General features: G+C 71.7%; 16 protein-coding genes and 1 riboswitch. Of the genes, 8 read left to right on the top strand and 8 right to left on the bottom strand.

The genetic code is table 11. The features are described 5' to 3' along the window. Nucleotides 1-86: 86 nt before the first annotated feature. From AB0436_RS01470 to thiO, 3 genes are all read right to left on the bottom strand, one after another. The gene (locus tag AB0436_RS01470) at nt 87-881 is read right to left on the bottom strand and encodes a thiazole synthase (protein WP_366465594.1); all 795 of its coding nucleotides are present in this window, start codon (nt 879-881) and stop codon (nt 87-89) included. Between the two features lie 7 nt (nt 882-888). Further along, nucleotides 889-1,110, bottom strand: a complete 222-nt coding sequence (gene thiS, locus AB0436_RS01465) for a sulfur carrier protein ThiS (protein WP_366465593.1) — start codon at nt 1,108-1,110, stop codon at nt 889-891. Beyond that, complete coding sequence (thiO, locus tag AB0436_RS01460) at nt 1,107-2,297, bottom strand: glycine oxidase ThiO (protein WP_366465592.1); 1,191 nt, start codon at nt 2,295-2,297, stop codon at nt 1,107-1,109. Before thiO ends, thiS begins: the two co-directional genes overlap by 4 nt. Then, nucleotides 2,295-2,408, bottom strand: a riboswitch (TPP riboswitch). (Overlaps the previous gene by 3 nt.) A 165-nt stretch (nt 2,409-2,573) precedes the next feature. Here thiO and AB0436_RS01455 point away from each other — a divergent pair. The 5 genes from AB0436_RS01455 to AB0436_RS01435 all read left to right on the top strand — a co-directional run bounded on the left by AB0436_RS01455 (nt 2,574) and on the right by AB0436_RS01435 (nt 7,071). Next, entirely contained in the window at nt 2,574-3,788 is a 1,215-nt protein-coding gene (locus AB0436_RS01455) for an FAD-dependent oxidoreductase (RefSeq protein ID WP_366466112.1), read from the top strand. A 52-nt stretch (nt 3,789-3,840) separates the two neighbouring features. After that, complete coding sequence (locus AB0436_RS01450; RefSeq protein WP_365855455.1) at nt 3,841-4,206, top strand: Rv2175c family DNA-binding protein; 366 nt, start codon at nt 3,841-3,843, stop codon at nt 4,204-4,206. Nucleotides 4,207-4,324: 118 nt separating this feature from the next. Further along, on the top strand, nt 4,325-5,011 hold the full coding sequence (gene thiE / locus AB0436_RS01445) for a thiamine phosphate synthase (RefSeq protein ID WP_366465591.1): 687 nt from the start codon (nt 4,325-4,327) through the stop codon (nt 5,009-5,011). Nucleotides 5,012-5,077: 66 nt separating this feature from the next. Continuing rightward, nucleotides 5,078-5,989: a methylenetetrahydrofolate reductase [NAD(P)H] gene (metF, locus tag AB0436_RS01440; protein ID WP_366465590.1), complete on the top strand. Its 912-nt coding sequence runs from the start codon at nt 5,078-5,080 to the stop codon at nt 5,987-5,989. Between the two features lie 59 nt (nt 5,990-6,048). Next, complete coding sequence (locus tag AB0436_RS01435) at nt 6,049-7,071, top strand: hypothetical protein (protein WP_366465589.1); 1,023 nt, start codon at nt 6,049-6,051, stop codon at nt 7,069-7,071. A gap of 17 nt (nt 7,072-7,088) precedes the next feature. On the opposite strand, the gene AB0436_RS01430 is transcribed toward AB0436_RS01435, so the two are convergent. After that, nucleotides 7,089-8,519: an NAD(P)/FAD-dependent oxidoreductase gene (locus tag AB0436_RS01430; RefSeq protein WP_366465588.1), complete on the bottom strand. Its 1,431-nt coding sequence runs from the start codon at nt 8,517-8,519 to the stop codon at nt 7,089-7,091. 434 nt (nt 8,520-8,953) lie between these two features. Here AB0436_RS01430 and AB0436_RS01425 point away from each other — a divergent pair, with 434 nt between their 5' ends. The 3 genes from AB0436_RS01425 to AB0436_RS01415 all read left to right on the top strand — a co-directional run bounded on the left by AB0436_RS01425 (nt 8,954) and on the right by AB0436_RS01415 (nt 11,027). Beyond that, nucleotides 8,954-9,481 carry an SAV_6107 family HEPN domain-containing protein gene (locus tag AB0436_RS01425; RefSeq protein WP_366465587.1) on the top strand — a complete coding sequence of 176 codons (528 nt, stop codon included), beginning with the start codon at nt 8,954-8,956 and terminating at the stop codon, nt 9,479-9,481. 138 nt (nt 9,482-9,619) lie between these two features. Further along, on the top strand, nt 9,620-10,378 hold the full coding sequence (locus tag AB0436_RS01420) for a methyltransferase (protein WP_366465586.1): 759 nt from the start codon (nt 9,620-9,622) through the stop codon (nt 10,376-10,378). Between the two features lie 247 nt (nt 10,379-10,625). Beyond that, nucleotides 10,626-11,027: a DUF3040 domain-containing protein gene (locus AB0436_RS01415; RefSeq protein ID WP_366465585.1), complete on the top strand. Its 402-nt coding sequence runs from the start codon at nt 10,626-10,628 to the stop codon at nt 11,025-11,027. A gap of 193 nt (nt 11,028-11,220) precedes the next feature. On the opposite strand, the gene AB0436_RS01410 is transcribed toward AB0436_RS01415, so the two are convergent. From AB0436_RS01410 to AB0436_RS01395, 4 genes are all read right to left on the bottom strand, one after another. Then, complete coding sequence (locus tag AB0436_RS01410) at nt 11,221-13,638, bottom strand: DUF3488 and transglutaminase-like domain-containing protein (RefSeq protein ID WP_366465584.1); 2,418 nt, start codon at nt 13,636-13,638, stop codon at nt 11,221-11,223. Then, nucleotides 13,635-15,014: a DUF58 domain-containing protein gene (locus AB0436_RS01405; RefSeq protein ID WP_366466111.1), complete on the bottom strand. Its 1,380-nt coding sequence runs from the start codon at nt 15,012-15,014 to the stop codon at nt 13,635-13,637. The genes AB0436_RS01410 and AB0436_RS01405 overlap by 4 nt, the downstream gene beginning before the upstream one ends. Beyond that, complete coding sequence (locus AB0436_RS01400; protein WP_366465583.1) at nt 15,014-16,048, bottom strand: MoxR family ATPase; 1,035 nt, start codon at nt 16,046-16,048, stop codon at nt 15,014-15,016. Before AB0436_RS01400 ends, AB0436_RS01405 begins: the two co-directional genes overlap by 1 nt. A gap of 304 nt (nt 16,049-16,352) precedes the next feature. After that, complete coding sequence (locus AB0436_RS01395) at nt 16,353-16,919, bottom strand: carbonic anhydrase (RefSeq protein ID WP_366465582.1); 567 nt, start codon at nt 16,917-16,919, stop codon at nt 16,353-16,355. Between the last annotated feature and the right edge of the window lie 43 nt (nt 16,920-16,962).

Genomic DNA, 16,962 nt, shown 5'->3' with positions numbered 1-16,962 from the left:
GCTGGGGCTGACAGGGTCCGGACGGTCGGAAGGCTGGTGCGGGACTGAAGCCGAGCTGTGACAGCGCGGCTCCCGGCGCACCCGCCTCAGAACGCCGGCCGCTCCGGATCCAGCACCGCCCGCCCCTCACCCGGCGAGGAAGCGCGGGCGAAGTGCCGCCGAGGAATCCGCCCGGCCCGATACGCCAGCCTTCCGGCCTCCACCCCGCGGCGCATCGCCTCGGCCATCAGTTCCGGCTCCTGAGCCCGGGTCACCGCGGAGGCCAGCATCACCGCATCGCAGCCCAGCTCCATCGCCAGAGCCGCGTCCGAGGCCGTGCCGGCGCCCGCGTCGAGGATGACCGGTACGCGTGCCTGCTCCACGATCAGCTGGAAGTTGTGCGGATTGCGGATACCGAGACCGGAGCCGATGGGGGAGCCGAGCGGCATGACCGCCGCGCAGCCGACGTCCTCCAGCTTGCGGGCGAGCACCGGATCGTCGTTGGTGTACGGGAGGACCGTGAAGCCGTCGTCCACCAACGTCTCGGCGGCGTCGAGCAGTTCGACCGGATCCGGCAGCAGGGTGTGCTCGTCCGCGATCACCTCCAGCTTGATCCAGTTGGTGGACAGCGCCTCACGGGCGAGCCGCGCGGTCAGCACCGCCTCACCCGCCGTGAAGCAGCCCGCCGTGTTCGGCAGCACCCGGACGGAGAGCTTTTCCAGCACCGAGAGGACCGAGCCCTGGACGGTGGGGTCGAGGCGGCGCATCGCGACCGTGGTCAGTTCGGTGCCCGACGCGATCAGCGAGCGCTCCAGTACCTCGAGACTCGGCGCACCACCGGTGCCCATGATCAGGCGGGACGAGAACGTGCAGTCGGCGATGGACAGAAGATCGTCTGCCATGGCGGGGTCAGCCTCCTTGGACTGCGGTGAGGATTTCGACGCGGTCGCCGTCGCCGAGCGGGGTGCTGGGCCACTGGCCACGCGGCACCACCGCCTCGTTGAGCGCGGCGGCCACTCCGGCCGGTGCCCGGGTCACGGTGGCGACCAGCAGATCGAGGGTGGTGCCCGGTGCGACGCGTTGCGCGGCACCGTTCACGGAGACCGAGACGGAAGCGTTCGGAGCGGTCATACGGGCTGCTCCTGCCGTGCGGATGAGAAACGCCGCGGCGTGAAGGGACCGGCCTCGGCGGGGAGTTCGCCGGTGGTGAGGAACTCGGCCATCACATCGCCTGTCACCGGAGTCAGCAGCACGCCGTTGCGGTAGTGGCCGGTGGCCAGGTGGAGTCCGGGCAGCGCCGTCGGGCCGAGCAACGGGGCGTTGTCGGGCGACGCCGGACGCAGACCCGCCCGGGTCTCGGTGAGCGGTAGCTCGGTGATGCCGGGAACCAGTTCATGCGCGTCGCGCAGCAGTTCGTACACGCCGCCCGCGGTGACCGTGGTGTCCCAGCCGAGCTCCTCGCTGGTGGCGCCGACGACGAGTTCGCCGTTCTCCCGGGGCACGAGATAGAGGTGGCTGCCGCGTACCACCGCGCGGACCGTACGGCTGAGGAAGGGCGCGAAAGCCTCCGGCACAGTGAGCCGCAGCACCTGGCCCTTGACCGGGCGGACGGGCGGCAGCACGTCGTCCGGTACCCCGGCGAGCTTCCCGCTGAGGCTGCCCGCCGCCAGCACCACCTGGCCGGCGCCGAGCGCACCGCCGGCCGCCAGCACCACACCGGTGGCCCGGCCCCCGCGCACGGTCAGTTCGGCCACGTGGTCGCGCCGGAAATCCACCCCGGCCCGCTCGCACGCCGTGACCAGAGCTGCCGCGAGCCGCCGCGGGTCGATCTGGTGGTCGCCGTCGACCCGCAGACCGCCGCGTACACCCGGCGCCAGCATCGGCTCCAGACGCCGGCATTCGCGCCCGGTGAGCCACTCGGAGGTCAGCCCCGAGCGCTGCTGCAGGGCGTGCAGTTCACGCAGGTGCGCCCGGTCGTCGGCATCGAGCGCGACGGCGAGGGTACCGCAGGTGCGATAGCCCAGATCCTGACCGGACGCCTCCGCCAACTCGGCGGCGAACGCCGGATAACGGCGGGCGGACTCCAGATTGAGGCCGAGCAGCACCTGCTCGCCGTAGTGCAGTTCGGTGACGGCGGCCAGCATGCCGGCGGCGACCTGCGCCGCTCCGCCGCCCGGTGCCGGATCGACGACAGTGGTGCGCAGTCCGCGCTGCGCCGAGCGCCAGGCGGTGACGAGACCGATGATCCCGCCCCCGACGATCAGCACGTCCGGCAGTACGTCCGGAACCGTGTCTGCAAAAGCTCTGTCCGCGTGCATGGGCGTCCAGCCCCTCCCTTCGCCGGCATGACCCGGATCAGGTTCGTACGGTCGGAGGCCGTCGCAGCCTCCCTCTCAGCCCGGTGCGCCCGGACTCCCGCGAGTGGTTTAGCTTGGCCAGCCTAACCCCAGGTTTCCGTCGGCCGTAAGACCGGCCGCCCCCCACGTGCCGGCCGGTCCAGGGGAGCAGGCGCTGGGCCCGCGGTTCTGACGGTATTCGGCTGATTGAGGTAACGGGTGAGTGAGCAGAGGCACGTCGTCATCGTCGGCGCCGGCATGGCCGGCGTGCAGACCGCGGTCGCGCTGCGGGACCAGGGCTTCACCGGCGCTGTCACGCTGGTCGGCGACGAACCGCACCAGCCGTACGACAGGCCGCCGCTGTCCAAGGCCGTGCTGCTCGGCAAGGCCGACGGATCCGCCTTCGACGTGGACTTCGACGCACTCGGTGTGACCCTGCTGCTGGAGCGCGAGGTGACCGGGCTGCGGGCATCGGACCACCAACTGGACACCACGCAGGGCCCGGTGGCGTACGACGTCCTGGTCGTCGCCACCGGCGCCCGCCCGGTCACGCTGCCCGGCAGCGAGCACCTCCCCGATGTCCATCTGCTGCGCACCCTCGACGACGCGACCCGGCTGCGGGCGGTCCTCGCCGCCCAGCACGACGTGGTGGTCGTCGGTGCTGGCTGGATCGGCGCGGAGTTCGCGACGGCCGCCCGCGAGGCCGGCTGCGCCGTGACCGTCGTCGAGGCGACCGGGCAGCCCCTGGCCGGAGCACTGCCCGCCGGGATCGCGGCGCCCATGGCCGACTGGTACGCGGACAGCGGCGCCGAACTGCTCACGCACGCCCGGGTGTCCCGGGTCGAGCCCGGTGCCGTGGTGCTGGAGTCCGGACGCAGGCTGACCGCCGGGGCCGTGCTCGTCGGCATCGGCGCACGGCCGGCCACCGGCTGGCTCGCCGGCTCCGGAATCGAACTCGGCGCCGACGGCTCGGTCACCGCCGACGCGTGGCTGCGCAGCTCACTCCCGGGGGTGTACGCGGTGGGAGACTGCGCCTCCTTCCCGTCCCGCCGATACGGTGAGCGACTGCTGATCCACCACTGGGACAACGCGCTTCAGGGCCCCCGTACGGTGGCCGCCGATATCGTCGGCGAGGCGCCGCCGGCCTACGACCCGGTGCCGTACTTCTGGTCGGAGCAGTTCGGCCGCTTCGTCCAGTACGCGGGTCACCATCCGGCCGCCGACACCCTGATCCGGCGCGGCGACCCGTCCCCGGACCCCGGCCCCGGCACGACCGACGGTGCTTCCGCGGCTCCCGCCTGGTCCGTCTGCTGGCTGCGGGAAGGACGGCTGGTCGCGCTGCTCGCCGTGGGGCGGCCCAGGGACCTGGCCCAGGGACGCAAGCTGATCGAGTCGGGTGCACCGCTGGATCCGGTGCGGGCGGCTGACCCGGGCATTCCGCTGAAGGCGTCGGTACTGCCGGCCGGGGGCTGAACGCCGTAGTCCGGGGTGCTGATTGTCGGTGCGGGATGGCAGGCTGGGTGCCGTGACCGAGATTGACGCAAACATCGATGCTCTCGTCCCCGCCTGGCTGCACCTGCCCGACATCGCCGAAATGCTCGGTGTCGAGGTGACGCGTGTCCGTCAGCTGGTCAAGGAGGGGCAGCTGATCGCCGTGCGCCGGGGTGAGAACCGCGTGCTCCAGGTGCCTGCCGCCTTCATCGACGGCAACAAGGTGGTCAAGGGCCTGTCCGGCACTCTGACCCTGCTGCGGGACGACGGCTACAGCGACGAAGAGATGCTGGAGTGGCTCTTCACTCCGGACGAGACCCTGCCGGGCACCCCCGCGCAGGCACTGAGTGAGAATCGCGGGACGGAGGTGAAGCGCCGGGCTCAGGCGCTCGCCCTCTGAGCACAGTCCGAACACCTCGCGGTGCACGACGCCGGCACTCCGGCGCCGTGCACCGCACGCACCGAGCAGCACCCACCACCGCACCACCGCACGCACCAACGACCGGGGGGAACGTCCGATGTCCACCGCACCAGCACCGCTGTCCGATGCCCGGCTGTATCTCTGCACGGACGCCCGTAAGCGCCAGGGCGATCTTCCGGAGTTCCTGGACGCCGTCCTGGCACACGGCGTGGACATCGTCCAGTTGCGCGACAAGGGCATGGAAGCCGCCGAGGAACTGGAACACCTCGAGGTCTTCGCCGACGCCTGCCGCAAGCACGGTGCGCTGCTCGCGGTGAACGACCGCGCCGACGTCGCGCACGCGATCGGCTCCGACGTACTCCACCTCGGCCAGGGTGACCTCCCGGTCCCGGCGGCCCGCCGGTTGCTGGGCAAGGACGTGCTGATCGGCCGCTCCACGCATGCCCGGTCCGAGGTGGACGCGGCAGCCGCCGAGGTGGGCGTGGACTACTTCTGTACCGGTCCCTGCTGGCCCACCCCGACCAAGCCGGGCCGGCACGCCCCCGGACTCGACCTGGTGCGGTACGCGGCAGCGCTCACCACCGAGCGCCCCTGGTTCGCGATCGGCGGGATCGACGCGGGCAACCTCGACGAGGTGCTGGACGCGGGCGCGCGCAGGGTGGTGGTCGTCCGGGCGATAACCGAGGCCGACGACCCCGCGGCAGCCTCCGCGGCTCTCGCCGAGCGGATCCGCGAGCGGAGTGACGCGGGACCGTCCGAGAGTGTCCGAGGGGTGGACAAGTAACCGGCAATTCGGCCAAATAACCCCGGCTTGGTTGGGGGAGTGGCAAGCCCTGACTAACCTGCCCGTATGGCCCTCGGCACTTCCTCCACCAGAACCGATCACGCACGGACCGTGCGCGACATGCTTGCGACCGGCAAGACGTCGTACTCCTTCGAGTTCTGGGCGCCCAAAACCGAGAAGGGCGAGCGGAACCTATGGAACGCGCTGCGCCGAGTCGAGGCGGTGGCGCCGAGCTTCGTCTCGGTGACCTACGGCGCCGGCGGTTCGTCGCGGGCAGGCACGGTGCGGGCCACCGAGCAGATCACCTCCAACACCACCCTCACCCCGGTCGCGCATCTCACCGCGGTGGACCATTCCGTCGCCGAACTGCGCAACATCATCGGCCAGTACGCCGACGCCGGAATCCGTAACATCCTCGCCGTCCGAGGAGATCCGCCCGGCGACCCGATGGGTGAGTGGATCAAGCATCCGGAAGGCGTGACCTATGCCGCCGACCTGGTCCGGCTGATCAAGGAGTCGGGTGACTTCTGCGTGGGCGTCGCCGCCTTCCCGGAAATGCACCCGCGCTCGGAAGACTGGGACAGCGACATCCGCCACTTCGTCGACAAGTGCCGGGCCGGTGCCGATTTCGCCATCACTCAGATGTTCTTCGACCCGGCGAACTATCTGCGGATGCGTGACCGGGTGGCCGCAGCCGGCTGCGACACCCCGGTCATCCCCGAAGTCATGCCCGTCACCAGTGTCAAGATGCTCGAGAGGCTCCCCCAGCTGAGCACGGCGGAGTTTCCGCCGGAGCTGAAAGAACGGATCCTCGCGGTCAAGGACGACCCAGTCGCTGTACGCTCCATTGGCATCGAGTTCGCTACGGAGTTCTGTGCGAGTCTGCTCTCCGAGGGTGTCCCGGGGATGCACTTCATCACGCTGAACAACTCCACGGCGACCCTCGAGATCTTCGAGAATCTTGGGCTGCACAAGTAGTCCTGACCGGCCACACCCGCTCCCACCCCCAGGGCGGCGGCCGTACGAGAGGGGCGTACATGGGCTGGACGGTCCTCTATGTCGGCTTCGGGTTCGTCGCGTTGTGGCTGCTGGGTGAGGTACTGCTGCAGTACAAGGCGCGGCTCCGCTGGCGCATGCTCGCCTTCACCGGTTTCCTCGGTGTGGTCGCCGGGGTGCTGCTGCACTCGGTGCCGGTGATCGTGGCGGGCGCACTCGCCTTCGCGGTCGGCCAGACCTACGTGACGCTGTCCTTCCGGCGCGGCTTCTCGACCGGCTGGGCCATAGGCGGCTCCCCGGGGGCGAGCCGACGGCGCAAGGGCACCACCGAGGGCGCGGCCAGGGAGCCGGCCCTGGAGGTGACGGATCTCGAATACGTTTCCGGCGCACCGGACGAGGAGCCACCGCCCGGCGCAGGCGCCGGACACGGCGAGAGCGGCTTCGACACGACCGGCTCCCAGCAGGGCGACTACGAGGAGCCGGCGTACAGCCAGGGCGGCTACGAGCCGACCGGCTTCGACACGGCCGGTTTCGACGCGACCGGTTTCGACGCGACCGGTTTCGTCCCGAACGGCTACGACCCCAATGCCTACGACCGGCCCGCCTACGAGCCGGCCGGCGCCATGGCGTCGGACTCCACTGCCGTCTACGCTCCGCAGCCGATGCCGGACGACACCGGCCAGTACGGGATATACAGCGACACCGCCTACGGCACGGCCGCACAGTACGGCACCTACGACGCCACCGGCTACGACCAGAACCAGCAGCAGAACACCGGGCAGTACGACTACGGCAGCGGGCAGCAGCAGTACGCCCCCTACTCGGACCCGTACGTCGGTTCAGGACAGTACGACGCCTCCTACGGCGGCCAGCAGCAGTACGCCGACCCGTACGCCGGGCAGTACACCACCGACACCCCGCCCGGCGGGGTGTGGGTCCCGCAGCAGCGGGAGACCGAACAGCCGCCGTACGGCACACCCGAACAGCCCGCGTACGAGCCGCAGCCCAACGGCGGTGCCCACGGGTACGACAACGGCTACAGCGAGCAGCAGTACCGCTACTGACGCCGCGGCGCGCGAGGTCACTGCGAGCCGCGGAAGCCCTCGCCCTCCACGATCAGCCCGGCGGCCAGCGCACCGGACATCCCGGCGTGGGCGAGACCGCCGCCCGGGTGCGCCCAACCGCCCACCAGGAACAGTCCGGGCAGCGACGACCGATTGGGTGCGGGCAGCAGTTCCCCGCCCGCACCGGCCAGGGCCGGGCCCGGCACTGCGGCGCTGCCGGTCTCCCGCAGGGTGTCGGACGGGGTCCGCACCTCCCGCCACAGCGTCCGCCCGCGCAGTCCGGGCAGGGCCGCCTCGGCGGCCGCCACGACGCGGTCGGCGAAAACCCCCGCGGGCCCTGCGTCCCGGGAAGCGGCCGTGTCGGTCCAGTCCGCCACCGGCACCGTGACCGTCAGCGTGACCGACTCGTGGTCCCGGTCGGGGACCAGCGACGGATCATCCGGGCGCAGCACCGTCACCATCGGCAGATCGCCGTCCGTGCGGTGCACGACAGTGCGGTGCACCGCACCGGCCGGCCGGCCGCCGCGCAGCGCAAGGCACACCACGACCCGTCCGGTGCCCGTATCCGTCCTGCGGTGCGGGAGCGGAATCGCGGGCACCGGCGCGCCCGCGATCACCTGTTCCGCGTCGATCCGCCGCCCGTCGGCCAGCTCGACGCCGCGCGCCCTGCCGTCCTTCTCGCGCACCGCGATCACCTCGGCGGAGAAGACGAACTCGACCTTCCGCGCCAGGCACCGCCGGTACATCGCGTCGGCCAGCGCCCGCATCCCGCCGCGCACGTACCAACTGCCGAAGGTCTGCTCCATGTAGGGCAGTACGGCCGCCGACGCCGGCGCGTTCACCGGGTCGAAGCCGTAGGACAGCGCATAGCTGCCCAGCAGTGCCGCCAGCCGCGCGTCGCGCAGCTCCCGGACGGCCACCTCACCGAGCGTGGTCGCGGTGCGGCGCAGCAGCCCGGTCCGGAGCGCCGGGTACGGGTCGCGGCTCAGCGGCGTGGTGTCCGTGGGGAGCGGTTCCTCCAGGAGCGGGCGCCTGGTCCTGTCCCAGGTGTCCCGTGCCCGGTCCAGGAACGCTCCCCAACGCGGCCCGGCGCCGCCGCCCAGCGCGGCTTCGAGCGCATCGACCACCCCGGCGCGCGAGGCGTTCGGCAGCAGCACATCCGTGCCGTCGGCGAAGAGATGGCGGCTCGCGGGATCCACCTGGACCAGCTCGACGCACTGCTCCAGCGGCTCACGGCCCGTCTTGACGAACAAGTCGCGGTGGACGGCGGGAAGATGGAGGAGTCCCGGACCGGTGTCGAAGGCGAACCCGTCCCGCTCGAACCGGCCCACCGCTCCGCCGTACGTCGACGAGCTTTCGAACACCGTCACCAGGTGGCCCGCCACGGCCAGCCGGGCGGCAGCCGCCAGCGCGCCCGTGCCGGCTCCGATCACCGCAATCTGTGCCATGACAGGCACTTTATCGGTGCGGACCGACAGCGCCGACGTCTGAGTACCCGTACTCACGAGGCGAGATGAGTAATTGCGCGGATGGGCCGCCACCTGCGCGGACGGCAGAGTGTGGGACACGGAAGGAGCGCACCGCCGGTACCGCCGACACGGGGCTGCGGAACGGCGGGCTCTCCTGCCCAGTACGGGGATGTACGGGGGAGTACACCGGGGGAGTACGGGGGAAGCGTTGTTCCGGCAGGCCGCGCACGTCAGGGCCTGCCGGGACGGCGCCTCTTCGTTTCCGCCTCTTCGTTTCCGCCTTGTCGTTGCCGTCGCTTCCGTTTCCGTCGCTCTGCTCCGCAAAAGCGCAGGTCAGCGCCGATTGTCAGTGGTGTACCGCACAGTGGACACATACGGCCACTGTGCCGTCACACCACGACAGGAGGTTCGTCATGGCCAGCTCGAACGCCTCAGCCGCGCGCCGGCACCGTGTCACCGCCCCTGCCCCCACGTCCAGCGGCTCGGCGGCCGACATCCACCCCGTCCTGCGCCGCACCACGGCGCCGCCCGCCGCGCTGGATCTGCTCGCTCAGGCCCGCACCGGGCTGGACGAGGCAGCCGTGCTGGAGACGCCGAACGAACGCTATGCCACGGCCCACCTCGCGGCGCTGCGGACAGCCGCCGCGGTGCTCGCCGCCCGTGGCCGCCCCGACACCGTGCCGCGCCGCAGACAGCGCATCCGCAGTGCCTGGGAAGTCCTCACCGAGATCGCCCCGGAGCTCGCCGAGTGGAGCGCGCTCTTCGCTTCCGGGGCCCGCCGCCGGGCCAGGGCCGAGGCCGGCATACCGGGCGCGGCCGGCCACCGGGACGCCGACGACCTGCTGCGGGACGCGGCCATGTTCCTGCGCCTCGTCGAGCGGCTGCTGGTGCTCCAGCCGGTGCTTCCGCAAGCCAGGGCAGAGCACCCGAAGGCGGGCTGACCGGGCAACGGCTCACGCGGGGTGACCGGCGGCGGTTCCGGAGGCAATAGGGTGGGAGGCACGTCCCTGTTTCACGTGTCTCAGCCGCTGCCCGCGTCGCACCGTGGGCAGTGGCCCCGCGCCGAGGAGTCAACCGCCGTGCCGGACCAGCTGCGCCCCCGCGCCTCCCTTCGAACCGCCGTGGTGTGGGACGTACTCAAGGACGCCCTCGAGCGCCGGGTCAAGGCGACCGGGCGGGACACCCTGGACGTTCTGGACACCGGGGGCGGCACCGGTAACTTCGCGGTGCCCGTGGCTCGCCTGGGCCACCGGGTCACCGTGGTCGACCCCAGCCCCAACGCGCTGTTCGGTTTGGAGCGCAGGGCCGCAGAGGCAGGCGTCGCCGATCAGGTGCGCGGCGTGCAGGGCGATGTGCTCGGACTCTTCGACGTCGTGCAGCGCGCGGGATACGACGCGGTGCTCTGTCACGGCGTGCTCGAGTACGTCGAGGATCCCGCCGAGGGAGTCAGGAACGCGGTCGACGCGCTCCGCCCGTCCGGTGCGCTCAGTCTTCTCGCGGCCGGCCTCGGCGGAGCCGTGCTGGCCAGGGCACTGGCCGGGCACTTCGCCGAAGCACGACAGGCGCTGACCGACCCGGCAGGACGCTGGGGCGAAGGGGATCCGGTGCCCCGGCGGTTCACCGCGGAACAGCTCACCGGGCTGGTCGCGGCGGCCGGTGTGCACGTCGGCGCGGTGCACGGCGTGCGGGTCTTCGCGGACCTCGTGCCGGGCGCGCTGGTCGACACCGAGCCCGGAGCCCTCGACGCGCTGCTGCAGCTCGAGGCGGCGGCCGCCGAGCTGCCCGCCTTCCACTCGGTCGCCACCCAGCTGCACGTTCTCGGCGAGAAGCAGGGCTGATCAGCAACGCAGTGACGTACGTACTGGGCTACTGGCCCCCCGATCGGGGGCTAGTCCCCGTATGATCGGGGTAACCATCCGGCATGACGGTTCGGCCGTCGGGGCATGTGCGCCTCGGCAGCTGTTCCGCGTGGCGGCCCGGATGGTGAATTGGCGTAGAGGGCGGGTTTCACGGGGGCGATTCCCTGCCTATTCTGAAAGGGCCGCATCACGGTCGCCCCCCGCGACCGACGAGTAGGAGGACTCCGTGCCGCTCTCGGAGCACGAGCAGCGCATGCTCGAGCAGATGGAGCGAGCGCTGTACGCCGAAGATCCCAAGTTCGCGACAGCGCTCGAGGGAAGCGGGCTGCGTACGTACACCCGGCGACGGGTTTACCAGGCGGTCGCTGGCTTTCTGGTGGGTATCGCGCTCCTCATGGCGGGAATGGTCGCCCAGCAGATCTGGGTCAGCGTGGTGGGGTTCCTCGTCATGCTCGGCTGCGCAGTGCTCGCGATCACCGGGTGGCGGAAAGCGCCGAAGCCCGGTGAGCAGCAACAGGCCACCGGACAGGCGGCGGCGAGGCAGCCCAGGAAACAACATCGCTCGATGATGAACCGGATCGAAGAACGGTGGCAGCGCCGCCGCGACGGCGACGAACAAGGGCACTGAGCCCCACAGCTCACCGCCGCCCACGGTCCAGCGGCCCAGCACGATGAAAACAGCTGCACGATGACAACAGCTGAACGTACGGGTGAGGGGCGACCGCTTTCGAGGCGGTCGCCCCTCACCCGTTTCTCGCCGGCGAAGCGGTAGCCGGCCCGAACTCGCCCCGGGCGGCCGCCGATTGCTCAGAAGCTGTTGCTCAGCCGCGCTGCCGGGACGGCCGCCGCAGCGCCGATGGCCGGTGGCCCAGCCCCGCGAGGCGCCCCTTCAGCCGGTCCGCGGCCGTGTTCCAGCGCCGGGACAGCCCCCAGCGCACCCGAACGGCCGAACGCGGAGCTATCACCGCCCGGATCCGCGCGGCCCTCCCCGCACCGGCTCGCAGTCCTGCCCGGACCCGGCGAACATCCTCGGCGAGGCTGCTCGGCTCGCCCGGCTCCGGCGCGTACAGCACCCGCTCGACGGCACCCGCCGTCCGGTGCACCGCATCGGCGGCCAGCCCGGTCAGCTCACCGATCCGTACGATCCGTTCCGCCGCCGTCCGGGGGGTCCGGGAGGCATCGGGCTCGATGCCGTAATCCCACGCCGAGTCGGTGATCTCCCGCCATGCTGCCAGCGTCCGATGGGCGTCGTCCGTCGGCGTACGCCCCCCGGATCCCAGCCGTCGTGCCCGCGCCCTGACCCGCCACAGCAGCGGCAGCACCAGCAGCAGAACCAGCAGGGCCGCCACCACCACCCCGGCGATCGCCGGGGCCGGCGATGAGGCCGGGGCGGCGACGGCGCCGCCGTTGCGCTGCGCGGCGCCGTCGCAGTCGTTCAGCTTGCGCAGCTCCGGCGGGCAGGCCGCCGTCGCCGACGGCGTCGTGACCGGCGCGGCCGACGCGGTGCCCTCCGGCTGCGCCGGAGTCGTCGGGCTGTCGGGCGACGTGTCGGCCTGGGTGTACGAGGGCACCGACCCACGCGTCGGGGTGGGCTCGAAACGCGTCCAGCCCACCCCCGCGAAATAGAGCTCGGGCCAGGCGTGCGCATCGCGCAGCCCCACCGACATGCTCCCGTCCTGCTGCAGGGTGCCCGGGGTGAAGCCCACCGCCACCCGGGCCGGGATATCCAGCGTCCTGGCCATCGCCGCCATGGTGAAGGCGAAGTGGACGCAGAACCCCTGCTTCTGCTTCAGGAAGCGGGCGATCGCCGCGGATCCGGTACCCGACTCCACCTGGGTGTCATAGGTGAAGCCGCCGTCCGAAGCGAACCAGTCCTGCAACTTGACCGCGCGCTCGTAGTCGTTCGCCGCGCCGGCCGTCACCTGCTCCGCGGTCGACTTCACCACATCGGGCAGCGAGCCCGGCACCTTGGTGTATTCCTTCTGCAGGCTCTCCGGGGGAGCCGGGGCCGCGGCCAGCTGAGCCGCGCTCGGCTGCACCAGCAGACTGTTCACCCCGTACTGCGCACCGCGGGTGGTCTGTCCGCGGTCGCCCACCAGCGTCCGCCCGGCCGGCTCGAAGCGCCACCGGCCCTTGATGCTCACCTTCGTGGCCGGATAGGGCATCGGCAGCCAGTTCTGGGCGTACCATCCGGCGGCCGAGATGTTGGTGCGGATCTCGGTCCGGTCGACGTCGGGGCTCAGCCCCGGTGGCTGAGGCAGTTCGGCCGGCACATCCTCGATCCGCCGCTCCGAAGACTTCCACGCGGTGCCGTCGAACTGGTCGAGCGAGACGATCCGCAGGTAGAGGCCGTCGGTGTCGGTCGCGTTGGTGCGATACCGCATCACCTCACGGTCTTCGGACTGGGTGAGGCTGTTCTGCAGCGAGACCAGTGGGTTCACTGCCGAGATGGTGCCGCCCCCACCGGGGCCGGTGCCCGTCCCCGTACTGCCGAGCAGCCCGGTGTCCAGGGCGGGCAGCGCGGCGGGGACCACCAGGGCGAAGCCCAGCGCGACCGCGCCGATACGCCGGCCGGTGCGCACCGGGGCCCTCGGAGTGCTGCCGGCCTCGAACCCGGAGACGTTCCGGCCGCCGGCCCGGGGCGCGCCGCCGAAAACCCGTCCCCACTGCGAGAGCCGGTCCCTGCTCTCGGCGAGGAGAAGCAGCAGATAACCCGATGCGGCCAGCACGAACCAGAGCCAGGCCGCGCTGCCGCGCGCGATGCCGGCCGCGACGGAGTAGAGCGCCAGCAGCGGCAGCCCGGCAGGGGCCGCGCTGCGGAAGGTCACGGCGAGCGCGTCCACCAGCAGGCCGATCAGCAGCACCCCGCCGATCAGCATCAGCCGCAGGCTCGCGGTCGCCGGGGCCGGTATGGCGTACTGCCCGACGTCCTCGGTGCCCTGCCGCAGCAACTGCCCGAAGCGCACGATGACATCGGCGTCCGGCAGGACACCGACGATGGCCTGGCTGCGGGCGAAGACCATGGTGAGCAACAGGAACGCCGTCACGACCTGGGCCAGCACCGTCAGCGGCCGCGCCAGCGGCACCCGCCGGGCGAGCGCCCCGACCCCGCTCTGGATCGCCAGCAGAATAGCCGCCTGCACGATCCAGGACACCGGGTCGACCAGCGGCAGCAGGGCCGCGGCTGCCAGCATCGTCGCGATGAAGGCGCACAGCGCCAGTCTCGCGCGGCCGCTCATGACCATCCCCCCGATGCCCCGGCGACGGTAGAGCCGGTTCCGCCGTGCCACGCGGCGGGGCCCGTCGCGGTGCGCTCCTGCCCCGCCCGGCGCCACAGCTCGGCCAGCGGCACACCCGGCCGGGCCTCCAGTGCGGTCCAGCCCGCGTCCCGCAACAGCTGCAGCCGGTGCCCGGCACGGTCGACCGCGCCGCTCTGCGCCCACGTCTCGCTGCTCAGCACGAAGGCGAGGGCTACGCCGCTGCGTTGCCGCATACGGGCCGCCACCGCGGCCTGCTCGTCGTCCAGGTCGCCGAAGAAGGCGATCAGCAGCCCTTCGTTCCCGCCGCGCAGCACGTCGTACGCACGCGAGAGCCCTGCCTCATCGGAGTGCTCCACGACGGCCAGCGTCTCCATCATCAGGCCGGCCGAGTCCGCGGAGTCCTGGGTCGCCCCGGCGAACCCGCCCGAGCCATCGGCCGGCACCGAACTGCCGGTGTCCGTGAGCAGTCGCACCGAGAAGCCCCGCTCGAGCACATGCATCAGCGCGGACGCCGCTCCCGAGACGGCCCACTCGAAGGCCGAGTCGGGGCCCGCCCCCTGGTAGGCACCGCTCCGGGTGTCGAGCAGGACCGTGCAGCGGGCCCGCTGCGGCTGCTCCTCGCGGCGCACCATGAGCTCGCCGTACCGCGCGGTCGAGCGCCAGTGCACCCGGCGCAGGTCGTCGCCGTGCCGGTAGCCGCGCGGTATCACATCGTCCTCGCCGGCCAGCGCCGGCGACCGCTGCCGCCCGTCGCCGTACCCCGCGGCTTCGCCGGTCAGCCGCACCGGCGGCAGCGGTTCGGTCCTGGGGACGACGGTCAGGGTGTCCTGGGTGCTGAAGGACCTGGTCAGTTCGCACATCCCGAACGGATCGGCCAGCCGGAGCTGGAGCGGACCCAGCGGGTAGCGCCCCCGCAGGTCGGACCGGACCCGGTAGGACACCTCACGCCGGCCGCCCGCCTCCACCCGGTCCAGCACGAACCGGGGCCGCGGCCCGAGTACGTACGGCACCCGGTCCTGGAGCATCAGCAGGCCGGTGGGCATCCGCGAGACGTTGTCCATCCGCAGACGGACCCGGGCCTCGGAGCCCGCCGGCACCCGGGCCGGAGAGAGCCGCCTGCTGCCCGCTACCCGGTAACGCGTCCGGTGAAGCACTACCGCGCACGCCGGCGGCAGCACGGCGAGCAGCAGGCCGACCCGCAGCAGGTCCGGCTGCCCCAGGGCGTACGCGCACACCGAGGCCGCGACACCGGCCGCCAGGAACGAACGCCCGCGCGTGGTCAGCCCGGACAGCGCGGTTCGCAGACCGGCCTGCTCCTCCTCAACCGCGTGCGGGGACCCGCCGCCGGCGGCCATCACAGCCGCCGGGTGCCCGGCGGCTGCTGCCGGTACGCCGGGGCACCCGGCGGCGGGGACTGCCGCGTGGCCGGGTAGCCGTCGGCGGCCGCCTTGGCGGTGGGCACCGCGGTGCGCTGCAGGATGTCCTGGACGACCTGCTCGGCGGTACGCCGGTTCAGCTGGGCCTGGGCGGTGGGCAGCAGCCGATGCGCCAGCACCGCGACAGCCAGCGCCTGCACATCGTCGGGCAGGGCGTACTCGCGTCCGCTCAGCGCCGCCGAGGCCTTCGCGGCGCGCAGCAGGTGCAGGGTCGCGCGCGGTGATGCGCCGAGTCTGAGGTCGGGATGGTGACGGGTGGCCGAGACCAGCTCGACCGCGTAGCGCCGGACCGTGTCGGCGACATGGACCGAGCGGACCGCGTCGATCAGTTTCACGATCTCGTGCGCGTGCGCCACCGGCTGCAGGTCGTCCAGCGGGGAGACCCCGCCGTGCACGTCGAGCATCTGGAGCTCGGCCTCGGGGCTGGGATAGCCGATGGAGACCCGCGCCATGAACCGGTCCCGCTGGGCTTCGGGCAGGGGGTAGGTGCCCTCCATCTCCACCGGGTTCTGAGTGGCCACCACCATGAAGGGGCTGGGCAGTTCGTAGGTCTGCCCGTCGATGGTGACCTGGCGTTCCTCCATCGATTCGAGCAGCGCCGACTGGGTCTTCGGCGAAGCGCGGTTGATCTCGTCGCCGATCACGATCTGCGCGAAGATCGCGCCCGGTTTGAACTCGAAGTCGCGGCGCTGCTGGTCGAAGATCGACACGCCGGTGATGTCCGAGGGCAGCAGATCGGGCGTGAACTGGATGCGTCGTACCGAGCAGTCGATGGAGCGGGCCAGCGCCTTGGCCAGCATGGTCTTCCCCACGCCGGGAACATCCTCGATGAGCAGATGACCCTCGGCGAGCAGCACGGTCAGCGAAAGCCGTACGACCTCGGGCTTGCCCTCGATCACACCCTCCACCGACCGGCGGATCCGCTCCGCTGTGGTGGTCAGATCGTTCCCCACGCTCGGATTCGCTCGCGCGGGGGCACCCCCATGGCTCGCTCGATCGTCATAGGTCGTCACCCGGCCCTCCTCGGCCCATTCCAGCTCTTGCGGAGCACGGGGTACCCCACATAACGGGCCGGGGGCATGACACACGGCCCCGGCCCACCCCGAACAGCGGACGCCCCGCCCGGTGGACCGGACGAGGTGTCACCCCTGCATTCTGGTTGCCGTTACCGCTTCGTGTCACTCGACTGTGGACAAGTGGGCGGGATATGTCGCGGCTTGGTGTGCTTTCGGACAGCGGTGTCCGGGTGGCCGGGCCTCAGACGGCCGGGTCGATCTCCCGGAGCAGTCCCGTCTGCACGTCGAGGACAAAGCCACGGACATCGTCGGTGTGCAGCAGGAACGGAGAGGACCTGACCCGCTGCATCGACTGGCGCACATCCTGGTCCGCATCGCTGAAGGACTCCACGGCCCAGGCCGGCTTCTGGCCGACCTCTGTCTCCAGCTGCTGCCGGAAGTCCTCGGTGATCGTCTGCTGGCCGCAGCTGGTGTGGTGGATGAGGACGACGCTACGGGTGCCCAGGGCACGCTGGCTGACGGTGAGTGAACGGATGACGTCGTCGGTCACCACCCCGCCCGCGTTGCGGAGCGTATGGCAGTCACCGACCTCGAGGCCGAGGGCGGCCTGCAGATCCAGGCGGGCGTCCATGCAGGTGACCACGGCGACGCGCAGTGCCGGACGGGCGTCCCGGCCGGCGTCGTCGAACTTGTCGGCATAGCGATGGTTGGCCTCGACCAGCCGGTCGGTGACCGTACCGCCGTCATTGACGGCGAGGTGCGGCTGCGACGGGGCGGGCTCTGCGGAGCGGTGCGCAGGAGTCGACATGTGTATGACGGTAACCGGCGCTGATCGATCAGTCCCGTCCGGG

Origin of the sequence: Streptomyces sp. NPDC051322 (genome assembly GCF_040689485.1) — a bacterium.
In the GTDB taxonomy this organism is placed as follows: Bacteria; Actinomycetota; Actinomycetes; order Streptomycetales; family Streptomycetaceae; genus Streptomyces.
The sequence above is the reverse complement of the archived record's forward strand: the minus strand, read 5'-3'. Positions and strand labels throughout refer to the sequence as shown.

What these genes read in the sequence shown, in the direction of transcription:
- thiS (WP_366465593.1), bottom strand. Translation starts at nt 1,110, where the DNA reads ATGACCGCTCCGAACGCTTCCGTCTCGGTCTCCGTGAACGGTGCCGCG.
- AB0436_RS01395 (WP_366465582.1), bottom strand. Translation starts at nt 16,919, where the DNA reads ATGTCGACTCCTGCGCACCGCTCCGCAGAGCCCGCCCCGTCGCAGCCG.
- metF (WP_366465590.1), top strand. Translation starts at nt 5,078, where the DNA reads ATGGCCCTCGGCACTTCCTCCACCAGAACCGATCACGCACGGACCGTG.
- AB0436_RS01435 (WP_366465589.1), top strand. Translation starts at nt 6,049, where the DNA reads ATGGGCTGGACGGTCCTCTATGTCGGCTTCGGGTTCGTCGCGTTGTGG.
- AB0436_RS01410 (WP_366465584.1), bottom strand. Translation starts at nt 13,638, where the DNA reads ATGAGCGGCCGCGCGAGACTGGCGCTGTGCGCCTTCATCGCGACGATG.
- thiE (WP_366465591.1), top strand. Translation starts at nt 4,325, where the DNA reads ATGTCCACCGCACCAGCACCGCTGTCCGATGCCCGGCTGTATCTCTGC.
- thiO (WP_366465592.1), bottom strand. Translation starts at nt 2,297, where the DNA reads ATGCACGCGGACAGAGCTTTTGCAGACACGGTTCCGGACGTACTGCCG.
- AB0436_RS01430 (WP_366465588.1), bottom strand. Translation starts at nt 8,519, where the DNA reads ATGGCACAGATTGCGGTGATCGGAGCCGGCACGGGCGCGCTGGCGGCT.
- AB0436_RS01470 (WP_366465594.1), bottom strand. Translation starts at nt 881, where the DNA reads ATGGCAGACGATCTTCTGTCCATCGCCGACTGCACGTTCTCGTCCCGC.
- AB0436_RS01425 (WP_366465587.1), top strand. Translation starts at nt 8,954, where the DNA reads ATGGCCAGCTCGAACGCCTCAGCCGCGCGCCGGCACCGTGTCACCGCC.
- AB0436_RS01405 (WP_366466111.1), bottom strand. Translation starts at nt 15,014, where the DNA reads ATGGCCGCCGGCGGCGGGTCCCCGCACGCGGTTGAGGAGGAGCAGGCC.
- AB0436_RS01455 (WP_366466112.1), top strand. Translation starts at nt 2,574, where the DNA reads ATGGCCGGCGTGCAGACCGCGGTCGCGCTGCGGGACCAGGGCTTCACC.